This is a genomic window from Mesorhizobium sp. M0410, assembly GCF_040321435.1.
Lineage (GTDB): Bacteria > Pseudomonadota > Alphaproteobacteria > Rhizobiales > Rhizobiaceae > Mesorhizobium.
This window is the reverse complement of the sequence record NZ_JAMYRN010000001.1, coordinates 84,650-97,296: the sequence shown is the minus strand read 5'-3', so window position 1 is coordinate 97,296 and position 12,647 is coordinate 84,650. Positions and strand designations below refer to the sequence as shown.

The 12,647-nt window shown below is 63.9% G+C and carries 13 protein-coding genes; 6 read left to right on the top strand and 7 right to left on the bottom strand.

Annotated elements, in window-relative coordinates; all coding sequences use genetic code 11:
- Positions 1-9: 9 nt before the first annotated feature.
- Positions 10-921, bottom strand: a complete 912-nt coding sequence (gene bcoG, locus NKI63_RS00445) for a 3-dehydrocarnitine:acetyl-CoA trimethylamine transferase BcoG (RefSeq protein ID WP_352480227.1) — start codon at positions 919-921, stop codon at positions 10-12.
- A gap of 76 nt (positions 922-997) precedes the next feature.
- Here bcoG and NKI63_RS00440 point away from each other — a divergent pair, with 76 nt between their 5' ends.
- On the top strand, positions 998-1,978 hold the full coding sequence (locus tag NKI63_RS00440; RefSeq protein ID WP_352820177.1) for a GlxA family transcriptional regulator: 981 nt from the start codon (positions 998-1,000) through the stop codon (positions 1,976-1,978).
- Between the two features lie 62 nt (positions 1,979-2,040).
- Here the strand turns inward: NKI63_RS00440 and NKI63_RS00435 are convergent, their stop codons facing one another.
- Entirely contained in the window at positions 2,041-2,250 is a 210-nt protein-coding gene (locus NKI63_RS00435; protein WP_254815980.1) for a hypothetical protein, read from the bottom strand.
- 165 nt (positions 2,251-2,415) lie between these two features.
- Complete coding sequence (locus NKI63_RS00430) at positions 2,416-3,072, bottom strand: O-methyltransferase (RefSeq protein WP_352820175.1); 657 nt, start codon at positions 3,070-3,072, stop codon at positions 2,416-2,418.
- A gap of 93 nt (positions 3,073-3,165) precedes the next feature.
- Between NKI63_RS00430 and NKI63_RS00425 the strand changes: the two genes are divergently transcribed.
- Positions 3,166-3,798, top strand: coding sequence for a TetR/AcrR family transcriptional regulator (locus tag NKI63_RS00425; RefSeq protein ID WP_352820173.1), 633 nt, complete (start codon positions 3,166-3,168; stop codon positions 3,796-3,798).
- A gap of 131 nt (positions 3,799-3,929) precedes the next feature.
- Here NKI63_RS00425 and xylA read toward each other — a convergent pair whose 3' ends face one another.
- Entirely contained in the window at positions 3,930-5,255 is a 1,326-nt protein-coding gene (gene xylA, locus NKI63_RS00420) for a xylose isomerase (protein WP_352820171.1), read from the bottom strand.
- 110 nt (positions 5,256-5,365) lie between these two features.
- On the opposite strand from xylA, the gene NKI63_RS00415 reads away from it, so the two are divergent.
- Entirely contained in the window at positions 5,366-5,728 is a 363-nt protein-coding gene (locus tag NKI63_RS00415) for a nuclear transport factor 2 family protein (RefSeq protein WP_352505928.1), read from the top strand.
- A 38-nt stretch (positions 5,729-5,766) separates the two neighbouring features.
- On the opposite strand, the gene xylB is transcribed toward NKI63_RS00415, so the two are convergent.
- From xylB to NKI63_RS00400, 3 genes are all read right to left on the bottom strand, one after another.
- Positions 5,767-7,221, bottom strand: a complete 1,455-nt coding sequence (gene xylB / locus NKI63_RS00410) for a xylulokinase (RefSeq protein WP_352820169.1) — start codon at positions 7,219-7,221, stop codon at positions 5,767-5,769.
- Positions 7,222-7,412: 191 nt separating this feature from the next.
- The gene (locus NKI63_RS00405; protein WP_352820167.1) at positions 7,413-8,738 is read right to left on the bottom strand and encodes a tetratricopeptide repeat protein; all 1,326 of its coding nucleotides are present in this window, start codon (positions 8,736-8,738) and stop codon (positions 7,413-7,415) included.
- 9 nt (positions 8,739-8,747) lie between these two features.
- Positions 8,748-9,371 (bottom strand): LysE family translocator, encoded by a 624-nt coding sequence (locus NKI63_RS00400; RefSeq protein WP_352505925.1) that lies wholly within the window; start codon positions 9,369-9,371, stop codon positions 8,748-8,750.
- A gap of 188 nt (positions 9,372-9,559) precedes the next feature.
- On the opposite strand from NKI63_RS00400, the gene NKI63_RS00395 reads away from it, so the two are divergent.
- From NKI63_RS00395 to NKI63_RS00385, 3 genes are all read left to right on the top strand, one after another.
- The gene (locus NKI63_RS00395) at positions 9,560-10,324 is read left to right on the top strand and encodes a L,D-transpeptidase (RefSeq protein WP_352700932.1); all 765 of its coding nucleotides are present in this window, start codon (positions 9,560-9,562) and stop codon (positions 10,322-10,324) included.
- A gap of 95 nt (positions 10,325-10,419) precedes the next feature.
- On the top strand, positions 10,420-11,586 hold the full coding sequence (locus NKI63_RS00390) for a diphosphate--fructose-6-phosphate 1-phosphotransferase (protein WP_352820166.1): 1,167 nt from the start codon (positions 10,420-10,422) through the stop codon (positions 11,584-11,586).
- Positions 11,587-11,602: 16 nt separating this feature from the next.
- Positions 11,603-12,328: an MBL fold metallo-hydrolase gene (locus tag NKI63_RS00385; RefSeq protein ID WP_352480238.1), complete on the top strand. Its 726-nt coding sequence runs from the start codon at positions 11,603-11,605 to the stop codon at positions 12,326-12,328.
- Positions 12,329-12,647: the final 319 nt, after the last annotated feature.

Genomic DNA, 12,647 nt, shown 5'->3' with positions numbered 1-12,647 from the left:
ATTCCGCGTTCAAAGCGGTGCGCGCTTCGTCAGGTTGAGCTTCTTGCGGACTTCGTCCGGGCCGATGACCCTGGCGCCCATATTCGACACGATGCTGACCGCCCGCTCGACCAGCTGCGCATTGGTCGCCAGCACGCCCTTGTCGAGCCAGAGATTGTCCTCCAGCCCGACGCGGACATTGCCGCCGGCGAGCACCGCGGCAGCGACGTAGGCCATCTGGTTGCGGCCGATGGCAAAAGCCGACCAGTTCCAGGTCGCCGGCACATTGTTGACCATCGCCATGAAGGTGTTGAGGTCGTCCGGCGCCCCCCACGGCACTCCCATGCATAATTGCACCAAGGCGTCCGGCTTCAGCACTTCTTCCTCGACCAATTGCTTGGCGAACCACAGATGCCCGGTGTCGAAAGCCTCGATTTCCGGCTTGACGCCGAGCGCCGTCATCATGCCGCCCATGGCACGCAGCATGCCGGGCGTATTGGTCATGACATAGTCGGCCTCGGCGAAATTCATCGTGCCGCAGTCGAGCGTGCAGATTTCCGGCAGGCACTGGCGGACGTGCTCCATGCGGTTGCTGGCACCGCCCATGTCGGTGGCTTTTTCGTTCAGCGGCAGCGGGTTTTCCGGCGGGCCGAACACCATGTCGCCGCCCATGCCGGCGGTCAGGTTCAAAACCACGTCGACATCCGCCGCGCGGATGCGCTCCGTTACTTCACGATAAAGGTGTACGTCGCGCCTAGGCTTGCCGGTTTCGGGATCGCGCACATGGCAGTGGACGATCGCCGCACCTGCCTTTGCCGCCTCGATGGCCGAATCGGCGATCTGCTTGGGCGAACGCGGCACATGCGGGCTGCGATCCTGCGAACTGCCGGACCCGGTCACGGCACAGGTAATGAAGACCTCACGGTTCATCGCTAACGGCATAGGACTCTCTCCCAATAGGACGTAGGGCAAGAATGCCTGACTTGCCGGAAACTGTTTTGCGTTTTACGAAGATCGTGTGATCAAAAACGAAAAGCCGACGATCTTTCGTGCCGAACGTTTGCCGCTCAAGGTAACGCTGCTGGTATTCTCCGGCTCGTCGATCATGTGCGTAGCCTCGGCCGTCGATCCATTGCGCGCCGCCAACCGCATTGCCGGTGAGACGCTGTTCGATTTCAGGCTGGTCTCGGTGACGGGCGAGGCGCCGGTTACCACATGCGGCCTGCCGGTGGCGGTCAGCGGCCGCTTCGATGCGGCTGACACAACCGACATGCTGGTCGTCGTCGCCGGATTCGGCACGCAGAACTATGCCACATCGGCCCTGCTGTCCGGACTGCGCCGGGCGGCGCGCGCGGCACGCGCCTGCGGCGGCGTCGAGGCGGGTACGTGGCTGGTGGCGCGCGCGGGCTTGCTGGAAGGGCGCAGCGCCACCACCCACTGGGAGGACATGGAGGATTTCTCGTCGGCCTTTCCCGGCGTCGACGTGCGCCCCGACCGCTACGTCATCGACGGCCCGGTGTTCACCTCCGGCGGCGCCTCGCCGACCTTCGACCTGATGCTGCATCTGATTCGCACGCGGCTCGGTATGGCCGTGGCGCTCGATGTCGCGAGCGTCTTCATCTACGACCAGGCGCGCGCTGCGACCGACGCGCAGCCGCTGGTCTCGCTCGGCCGTCTCGACGGCTACGATCCCAGGTTGGCGCAAGCCATCCGGCTGATGGAAGCGCATATCGACCAGCCGCTGACCATAGCCGCGGTGGCCAAGCGCGCCGGGGTGACGGCACGAACGCTGGAAAGTATCTTTCGCAAGTCGATCGGCGAAACGCCCGGCGCCTATTATCTCAGGCTGCGCCTCGGCGCCGCGCGCCGGCTGGTGGTCGACACGCGCGTGGCCATGGCCGATATTGCCGGGCGAACGGGGTTTTCGTCCGCCGCGGCATTTTCCAGAGCGTTTTCAAGAGCGTTCGGCGAAGCGCCGGTCAGGCTGCGTCGGGGATAATGCATGTCGCCCAAAAGTCCGTAACGGTTTTGGGACAACGGCAATGCATAGACAAAGGTAGATCAGGCAGCGTCCTGGCGGTCGCTGTTGCCGTCGATCTGCGAGCGCATTTGTCTCGCAAGATGGGTCTCGAAGCGGCTGGCGACCGCGCGATCCCATTCGTTCGCACTCAGCGCACCTTGCTTCGGGTGCGGCAGCGCCATCAGCCGGTCGATGATCGATCCGGCCTCGCCAGATGAGAGCAGGGCGTCGATTTCGCGTTCGTGCTGCATATCGTTTCGCCTCCTTCTTTCCGTTCCCGCCACGAACCACACTATAGGAGGTTCGTGACGGCTGTTTGAAGGCAAGAGCGAGGCGATTGATGGGCGGCGCCGGGCAAAGTTTTATCCGCCGCCGCCCATCTGGGGCACGATCGTTCCCGCAAGTCAGGCAGTGCTTCAGCCAAGCCGCATCGACAGCTCGACATCCTCGCTGAACGACGTGGACATGTAGCCGCTTCCGGTCGAGCGCACCCGCTCGAGGTATTCGGGGCAAAGATCGGCGTTGTCGGCAACGACGAAGGCGCCCGGCCTGAGGCGGCTTTCGACCAGACTCAAGATCTCTGGATAGAGCGCTTTGGCGCCGTCGAGCAGAAGCAGGTCGACGGTTTCGGGAAGATCGACGCTTAATGTTTGCACCGCATCTCCTTCTCGGATTTCCACCAGGTCGATGAGACCGCCTGCCATCAGATTGTTCCTGGCGCCCGCCACCTTGGATGGCTCGAACTCGCTGGTGATGAGGCGGCCACCGCCATTGTCCCGCAAGGCTGCGGCAAGGTGCAGGGTCGAGATGCCGAACGAGGTTCCAAATTCAACGATCGTCCTTGCGCTGCTGCCTCGTGCCAGCATGTAGAGCAGCGTGCCGGTCTCTCGCGCAACGGGAAGCCAGAGGTCCTTTAGCCGCCCATAGAAATCGAGGTATTCGGTCTTGCTTCGAACCAGGCGCATCCGATCTTCGGCGGAGAGCTCCGCCACCGCAGGGCTCGTTGCGGCAGCGGCTTCCTCGAACAGGCGATCCAGCAGGGGCGCGAGCGGCGTTGTCGACAGTGTAGTCATGTTGGTCTCCAGTCAGAATTGAATGCGTTCTTGCGCGGCACTCAAAATACGACTAATCATTCGCATTTACTAATCGCATTGGCGCGCCTCTCAATGAGCGATCACCGCAGTCCCCGGATTTCCTCGCGAAAACAGCCCAAGCAGGCCCGCTCGGCAGAGCTCGTTGCTGCGATTTTGCAGGCTGCTGTTCAGGTTTTGGCGAGGGAAGGCGCGCAGCGCTTCACCACGGCGCGGGTGGCCGAGAAGGCCGGTGTCAGTGTCGGATCGCTGTATCAGTATTTTCCGAACAAGGCGGCGATCCTGTTCCGGCTCCAGAGCGACGAATGGCGGCAGACGACCGATTTGCTGCGCGACATCCTCGAGGATGTCGGGAAACCGCCACTTGAACGGCTGCGCGCCTTGGTCCACGCCTTCCTCCGCTCGGAGTGTGACGAGGCCGCGGTGCGTGTGGCGCTCGACGACGCCGCACCGCTTTACCGCGACGCGCCTGAGGCGCAGGCGGCAAGGGCGTCCGGAGACCGCACCATCCAGCTCTTCATGCAGAAGGCGTTGCCCAACGCCGCGCAAGCGACTCGCGAATTGGCCGGCGACCTGGTCATGACGACGCTCAGCACGGTGGGGAAGCAGTTCTCGGAGTTGCCCCGAACCCCCGCGGAGATCGAAGCCTACGCCGACGCCATGGCCGACATGTTCTGCGCCTACCTGAGAGGCCTCGATCACGGCTAAAGGCAAATGCCAGGCCCGGTCAGCAAGCAGACCAAAAGTTTCGCACGGGGCGAACCTTGTCGGTTTCAGCCCCGCGGAAAGTCGTCTTTATCCCGCGGCCGCTGAACAATGCGGCCGCGGAATGGTACGCCTCAGACGTACCGGTTGACGATGTTTTCGAGTAGTTCCTGGCGGCCGGATCTGGGCTGCGGCTCGATCTTCTCCTTGACGACGCGCTCGGCGATTTCCTCCAGCGTGCGCTTGCCGGCAAGCATCGCCTTGGCTTCGGCCGAATCCCAGCCGGCATAGCGCTCGGCGAGCGGGGCGGACAGCGCCTTGTCCTCGACCATGCGCGCTGCCGCCTTGAGGCCGCGAGCGCAGCAATCCATGCCGCCGATATGGCCGATCAGCAGATCCTGCGGATCGAGCGACTGGCGCCTGAGCTTGGCGTCGAAATTGGTGCCGCCGGTCTTGAAGCCGCCGGCCTGCAGCACCTGATAGTAGGCGAGAGCCATCTCCGGCACATTGTTGGGGAACTGGTCGGTGTCCCAGCCCGACTGGTAGTCGTTGCGGTTCATGTCGATCGAGCCGAAGATTCCCAGCGCATTGGCCAGCGCCAGTTCATGCTCGAACGAATGGCCGGCCAGGATGGCGTGGCCCTGCTCGATGTTGAGCTTGACCTCATTCTCCAGTCCGAAACGCTTGAGGAAGCCATAGACGGTGGCGACGTCGTAATCATACTGGTGCTTGGTTGGCTCCTGGGGCTTCGGCTCGATCAGGATGGTGCCTTCGAAGCCGATCCTGTGCTTGTAATCGACGACCAGATGGAGAAAACGGCCGGCCTGTTCCTGCTCGCGGGCAAGGTCGGTGTTGAGCAGCGTTTCATAGCCCTCGCGGCCGCCCCACAGCACGTAGTTCTCGCCGTTCAGACGCTTGGTGACGTCGATACAGTGTTTCACCGTCGCCGCCGAATAGGCAAAGACGTCCGGATCGGGATTGGTGGCGGCGCCCGACATGAAGCGGCGGTTGGAGAACAGGTTGGCCGTGCCCCACAACAGCTTGACGCCGGTCTGCTTCATCTTTTCCGAGAAATAATCGGCGATCTCGTCGAGCCGCGCCGCACTTTCGGAAAAGTCCCGGCCCTCCGGCCGCACGTCGGCATCGTGGAAGCAGAAATAAGGCGCGCCCAGCAACGAAAACATCTCGAAGGCGACGTCGGCCTTGAGCTTGGCCAACTCCATCGTGTCGGTGCTGCCGGCCTTCGGAAACCACGGCCGGTCAAATGTCTGGCCGCCGAACGGATCGCCGCCCGGCCAGGCAAAGGAATGCCAATAGGCGACGGCAAAGCGCAGATGGTCTTCGAGCCGCTTGCCGGCGACGATCTCGTCGGGATTGTAGAACCGGTAGGCCAGCGGATTGGTCGAATCCGGTCCCTCGTATTTGATCTGTTGGATGTCGCCGAAAAAACCGCTGCTCATGTTCTTTTCCTCTCGCATGGTTCGGCCTGATTACCTCAGGCGTAATTGGTTTCGCGCTGGCGCTGGTCGAAAAGGCTCATGTCAAAGCCACCCAACGAAGGAGACAGACCATGACCGACCTCAACACCATTGCCGAAAACTACATCGCCGCCTGGAACGAGAGCGACGCCGCACGCAGGAAAGCCTTGCTCGAGGCGACCTTCACCGAGGACGTCGGCTACCGCGATCCGATCATGCAGGGCGACGGCCATGACGGCATCGCTGCGCTGATCGAAGGCGTGCAGCAGCGCTTTGCCGGCTTCAGGTTCTCGCTGAAAGGCAAGCCGGACGGCTTCGCCGATACCATCCGTTTCTCCTGGAATCTCGGGCCGGAAGGCGTCGAGTCCGTCATCGAAGGCACCGATATCGGCGTCATCGAAAATGGCCGGCTGAAAAGCGTCACCGGCTTTCTCGACAAGGTGCCGGCACAGTGAGGCCTTCTCGGCAGGCCACGGCGAGGGTGGGAAACCGCTCACGCCGTGGCGCTCCTGATCGCCGGGTAAAGCTGGCGGTAGCGCTGATAGGCATCTGCATAGGCACCGCCGAGGGCGGCGACCGGCTCGACCGTGGCGTCCGTCGCCGGCGCCGTGCACACGGCGCGCGGATCGGCGCCGGTCGCCGCGATCAGGCCAAGCCGGGCGGCGCCAAAGGCGGCGCCGAAATCGCCGTCGGCTGGAATATCGACTGGCAGGCCAAGCGCTGTGGCGATGGCCTTCAGCCAGTAGCGCGAACGCGAGCCGCCGCCGATCGCCGTCACCCGGGTCAGCGTCGTGCCGGCTTTGGCCAGGGCTTCGAGGCTGTCGCGGAAGGCGAAGGCGACGCCTTCGAGCACGGCCTGGGTCAGCGCCGCGCGGCCGGACTCGTGGGCAAGCCCGGTAAAGGCGCCCCGAATGACGGAATCATTGTGAGGCGTCCGCTCGCCTGACAGGTACGGCAGGAAGGAGACACCGGTCGGCGCCTGCAGCGCATCGCCGAGTTCGGCGGTCAACTCGACGGCGCTTTTTCCCGCAATTGCCGACAGCCAGTTGAGTGAATCGGTTGCCGACAGGATGACGCCCATCTGGTGCCAGGTGCCGGGCAGTGCGTGGCAGAATGTGTGCACCGCACTTTCCGGATTGGGCAGATAGGACGCGTTGGCGGCAAAAAGCACGCCCGACGTTCCGAGCGAGACGAAAGCCTGACCGGCGCCGACCGTGCCCATGCCGCAGGCCGAGGCCGCGTTGTCGCCGGCGCCGCCGGCGATCGGGATGCCCGTCTGCATGCCCCATTTCGCAGCCAGTTCGCCGCGCAAGGCACCGGCCTTGGCCGTGCCTTCGACCAATGACGGCATCTGCTTTTCGTCGAGCGACGTCGCTGCGAGCAGTTCGGAGGACCAGGCGCGTTTGCCGACATCGAGCCACGACGTGCCAGCCGAATCCGACATTTCCGAAATATGGTCGCCGGCAAGCCAGAGCCGCAAAAAGTCTTTCGGCAGCAGGACCTTTGCCACCTTGGCAAAAACAGCCGGTTCGTTGTTTTTCACCCAAGCGAGCTTTGGCGCGGTGAAGCCGGGAAAGACGATGTTGCCGGTCAGCTTGCGAAAGCGCGGGTCGGCATCGAGTGCAGCCGCCTCGGCGTTGCTGCGTGTGTCGTTCCACAGGATGCAGGGGCGCAGCACCTGGTCGGCGGCATCGAGCAGGGTGGCGCCATGCATATGGCCGGAAAGGCCGATGCCCTTCACCGCCGCGAGCTCCTTCGCATGCATGGACCTCAGCTCGGCGATCGCCGCTTCGCAGGCGCGGATCCAGTCGGCCGGGTTCTGCTCGGACCAGCCGGGATGCGGGCGCGACACATCGAGCGGCGCATGGCCGGAACCGACGATGCCCTGCCTTGCATCGATCAGCAGCGCCTTGACGCCCGACGTGCCGAGATCGAGGCCGAGATACATGCTTCCTCCCATATCCGTCAGGCCTGGCGGCGACGGTCTTTCTTGCTTCCCAGCCCAGTCCTGCGACACGGGCGGCGAAGATATCCCGGCAATCGTGCTGCCGGAAAAACGCTCCAGTCAACACGCGAAGATTTTTTCGACGCTCGAAAAAATCTGGCCGGGGCAGTTTTTAAGGCAAGATTTAATCTTGGTCAATTCGCCGTGAGAGCGATTGCGCGCCGTGAAAACAGTGCCGACAACGGGCTGTCCGGCCGTGCCAGCGCGCGTTCCGCCGCAAGCGCCCTCGCCAGCGCGCCATCACCGGAACGCAATGCCGCCTCGATCAGCGTCAGGTCGATGACGTCGCGTTGGGCGTGGCTGCCGCCGAAGCGATGGGCGATCGCCCGGATCGGCCGGATCAAGCGTATCGTCCCGGCGTAATTGCCCTCGCCGAATGCCTTGATGGCGAGCGTCAGGGGATGGCCGACATCCCGGGTGAAAGCGGCGTTGTCGTCTTTGCCGCGCATCGCCTCGCGCTGCGCCTCGAGCAAGCCGCTGGCCGGCGCGTCGAGGCCGGCACCGACAAACGCCATCATTGCGTGGGCGTCGTTGAAGGCATAATGGCCGGCGCTGGCCTTGGGCAACCAGTTGGCGGCGAGCGCCGCCCAGCGGCTGCCGACATCGACGCCGCCGAGATGCAGCCGCCACAGGATCGCCGAGGCATCGACCATGTTGAGCGCCAGCGTCGAGCGCTCGCCATAGATCGGCCCGTCATAAAGCGCCAGCACCTCGTCGATTTCGCCGAGATCGTAGTGGAACAGCGACAGGTGCCACCAATTGTGCACCTGCAGGAAACTTTCCCGCGTCCACGCTTCGGGATTGGCGCGCATCCACAGAATGCCGTCCTTTTGCCGGCTCTGCATCTCCATGACATGGGCCACCGCATGCTGGGCCCAGCCGTCGCGCGGCTGGAGATCGACCGCCGTACGGCCAAGTTTTTCGGCGCGCGCGTAATCGCCCATTTCCTCCAGGCCAAAGGCCTGCATACCGAGTATGGCGTGATAGCCCGGCATGCCGCTCTGCCAGGACGGCAGCGCGCGGCCGATGCGGTCGCGCAGCATGCGCGCGTTGCCGGTGAAGAAGTCGATCTGGTGCCCGGTCTGCAGCGCCAGCGCATCGAGCGGAAACTCGATGGCGATATCCTCCAGCACGCGGGCGGCCTCGTGCCAGCGTCCCTCCGCAAGGTGGCCAAGGGCGGCGACATGCGCCTGCTCACGTGTCGTCGCGGCAAGCGGCAGCGCCGCCTCGTGACATGCCTTGGCCACCGCCGTCGCCTCACGCTCGGTGGCGAGGCCAAAGAGATAACCCTTGAACACCTGCGCCATGACGAAGCCGGGATCGTCGGCGATTGCCCGGTCAATGGAGCCGACCGGATCGCCGATGAAGCACTGCAATTCGCGCACGGCCTGGCTGTAGGACGAAAACCCGGCCTCCGTCGCGCCAGACAGTGTCAGGCCGAATGCATCCCTGACCGCCATGGCGTGTGCTCAGTTGCCCGATCGCATCGCCACCGTGGCGATGCCTGCGCCGACCAGCAGCGTGCCGCCGGTGCGGTTGAAGATGCGGATCGCCTTTGGATTGCGCACGACGTTGCGCGCCCTTGCGGCGATCAGCGCATAACCGACGGCGTTGGCGAAGGCGAGCGTCAGGAAGGTCGTCTCGAAGATCAGCATCTGTGTCCAGAAATCCGCGTGCCGGTCGAGGAACTGCGGCAGGAAGGCGACGAAGAAGGTGATGCTTTTCGGATTGAGCGCAGTAACCAGCCAGGCATGCGCCGCCATTTTCGCCGATGACACCGCATCGGTGCGCGGTTCGGCCCGGAGCGCGCCGCCGGCGCGAAACAGCTTGATACCGAGATAGATCAGATAGCCGGCGCCGATCACCTTCAGCACCGCAAATACGGTGGCCGACGCCGCCAGCAGCGCGCCGATGCCCAGCATCGACAGTGTCATCGCGGTGAAGTCGCCGAGCGCCACGCCGACTGCCATCGGCAGCGCGGTGCGCCAGCCTTGGCCAAGTGCATAGGAAACCACCAGCAGGATGGTCGGGCCTGGAATGACCAGAAGGACCGCCGAGGCAGCGGCAAACGCGGCCCAGTTTTCGAAGGACATTTTCTTCTCCTTGAGCTCAAAGAAGAGGATAAATCCTTGACCTCGCGCAGATGTAAAGAGGCAAGAATCGAAAAAGCCCCTCGTTAACGCCAGGCGGCTGGCCTTCACGCTTTTTCAACCATGATTGGTGAAAATGCCTGCTATCCGGCCGGACCGTGTTTCCCGCCGACAGCGTAGGGTTTGGGTAAATGCGTGAGTTGCCGCACGGTCTGTCGCTGCCGCATAATGGCGACGCAATCGAAACCGAACTACAGCTTTCCCGCCGCACGGTGCTGTCCGGCGCCGGCGCGCTAGCGCTGCTCGGCGTCACAGGCTGCAGCCAGACGCTGGATCTGCCGTCGCTCCAGCTCGACGACGTCACCACCGGCTCGATCCGGCCCGTCCGTCCGAGCATCAGCGTCGACAAGAACATCACCAGCCCCGACGTGATGTACGCTTCGCTTACCGACGGTGGCTTCAACGTGCCGGAGGTGCCCTATCTCAAGATCAAGCCGGAGTTTCGCCGCCAGATCGTCATCGATCCGACCGGCGAGCAGCCCGGTACCATTGTCGTTCACTCGCAGGAACGGCTGCTCTATCTGGTGCAGCCCGGCGGCGAGGCGATCCGCTACGGCGTCGGTATCGGCAAGGACGGATTCCGCTGGTCCGGCCGCGCCAACATCCAGTACGGCAAGGAATGGCCGGTCTGGACCCCGCCGCCCGAGATGATCGCCCGCAGGCCGGAACTAGTGAAGTGGCAAGGCGGACAGCCGGGCGGCCTCGACAATCCGCTCGGCGCGCGTGCCCTCTACATCTATCAGAACGGCAGCGACACCGGTTATCGCATCCACGGCTCGCCCGAATGGTGGAGCATTGGACAGGCGATGTCGTCGGGTTGCGTGCGCCTGATCAACCAGGACATCATCGACCTCTACAGCCGCGTCTCCAAGAAAAACCCGGTCGTCGTCGTCTGAACGGCGGCTTCGCCTTCAGCGATCACTCTGCCGTTGCGCGATGCCGCAAGACAGGCGAATGTGCCTGCGATTTCATCGCCCGGGAGACGTGAACAATGGCCGGAACTTTTGTCATCGCGCAGGGCGGCGGCCCGACCGCCGTCATCAACCAGACCGTGGTGGGTGCTGCGCTCGAAATCCGCAAGCGGCATCCCGGCGCCAAGGTGCTGGGATCCATCCACGGCGTGCGCGGCATTCGTGACGGCAATTACGTCGATCTTTCCGCCATCCCCGAGGACCGCCTGCGGCTGATCGCGGCGACGCCGAGCGCCGCGCTTGGTTCGACGCGCGACAAGCCGGATGCCGCCTATTGCGACCTCATTCTCAATGGCTTGAAGAAAGCCGGTGCCGACGCCTTCATTTATATCGGCGGCAACGACACCTCGGGCACGCAGCAGATCCTCACCGACGCCGCCGGCGGCAAGATCGCCTTCGTGCATGCGCCGAAAACCATCGACAACGATCTCGAGGAGAACGATCACACGCCCGGCTTCATGTCGGCGGCCGAGTTCGTCGCTGGAGCATTTCTTTCGGTTGATCTCGATTTCCGCGCTCTGCCGGGCATCTATGTCGGCATCGTCATGGGGCGGCATGCCGGTTTCCTGACGGCCGCATCCGCGGCCTGGCAGCTCGACCAGGACAGCGGCCCGCATCTCGTCTACGTGCCGGAGCGGCCGTTCTCGGCGGCCGGTTTCATCGACGACGTGCGCGCCACGCTCGACCGCCACAAGCGCTGCATCGTTGCCGTCTCCGAAGGCGTCAGCACCGCCGACGGCAAGGCGCTGGTCGAAAGCCTGGTGCCGCCGGAAAGGCTGGAGCGCGACCAGCACGGCAACGTCAAGCTGTCGGGCAGCGACCTGCCGGCAGCCTTGGAGCGCGCGCTCGCCGAAGGATTGCCGGGCAAGCGGGCGCGCGTCGATGCGCTCGGCTATATGCCGCGCGGCTATGTCGGCGCCATCAGCGCGGTGGACGCGCAGGAGGCCTTCGATGCCGGCGCCTTCGCCGTCACCGTGGCCGACGAGGGCGGCGGTTCCGTGGCGCTGCAATATGACGGCAAAAAAACCGTGCTGAAGAAGGTGCCGCTGAAGAACGTCGCCGGCAAGACGCGCCATATGCCGGATGATTTTATGCTGCCCGACGTCAACCGGCTGTCCGATGCGGGCATGGCCTATCTGAAGCGGCTGGTTCCGCGAAAGTACAGGGTTGGTAAGCCGTTCGTCTGATGCCGGCCTTGATCTGATGGACAGCTGGTTCAGCAAAACCATCGTCGACGCCAAGACGATGATGCTGACCGAGCCCTTCGTGCATGATTTCGTGCGCGCCAACATCTGGCATGTGCGCGGCCGCGATGTCGACCTGCTGGTCGACACCGGCATGGGGATCTGCCCGCTGGCGCCGCAGATCGACACGCCGGCCGGCAAGCCGCTGCTCGTCGTCGCCACGCATATCCATCTCGATCATGTCGGCTCGCTGCACGAGTTTCCGTTGCGGGCAGGTCCGCGCCACAGCGCCACGCAGTTTGACAGCATGGACGAAGCGGTGACCTACGCCTACATGTTCCATGATCTGGAAGGCGCCGTCTCCAGACTGCCGGCAAACGGCTGGAAAGCGGCCGATTACAGGATTCCACCGGCGCCGCTGGACCGGACCCTGGACGAGGGCGATAGGATCGACCTCGGCGACCGGCAATTCCGCGTCCTGCACCTGCCCGGCCACTCTCCGGATTCGATCGCGCTGTTCGATGAGGCAGACGGCCTGTTCTTCGCCGGCGACGCCATCTATGACGCGACGCTGATCGACGACCTGCCGGATTCCGATCGTGCCGCCTACCGCCGCACCATGCAGCGGCTGCGCGATCTGCCGATCCGGATCGGCCATGGCGGTCATGGACCGAGCTTCGACGGCAGGCGGATGCGTGAGATCGCCTCGGCGTATCTCAGGCGAACGGACGGGACAGCGGCATAGAAGCCTTGGCGGGGCAGTGAGGGGCGGCCTATTTTGTTCTTGCTTTGTGCCGGCAGCTATGCTAGTAATCTGGGTATGGTGCTGATTTGCCCCAACGACCCGCCGTCAGGCGGGTTTTTGTTTTCGGGTTTCGGCGCAAGCCCGGCACGGCGGTTGCCAGCCGAAAATTAAATCTTCGTAACATTATCTGGAAACCATGATCGGCGCCCTAGATGCGGGGCTGTCGATCCGGTCGGCTGCCTGACAGGCGAGACAGGCAAGGCCGACGACCGACGCGCCGATGAATTGTTCCGGTGACGGAACGTTAGGGCGCTTCACC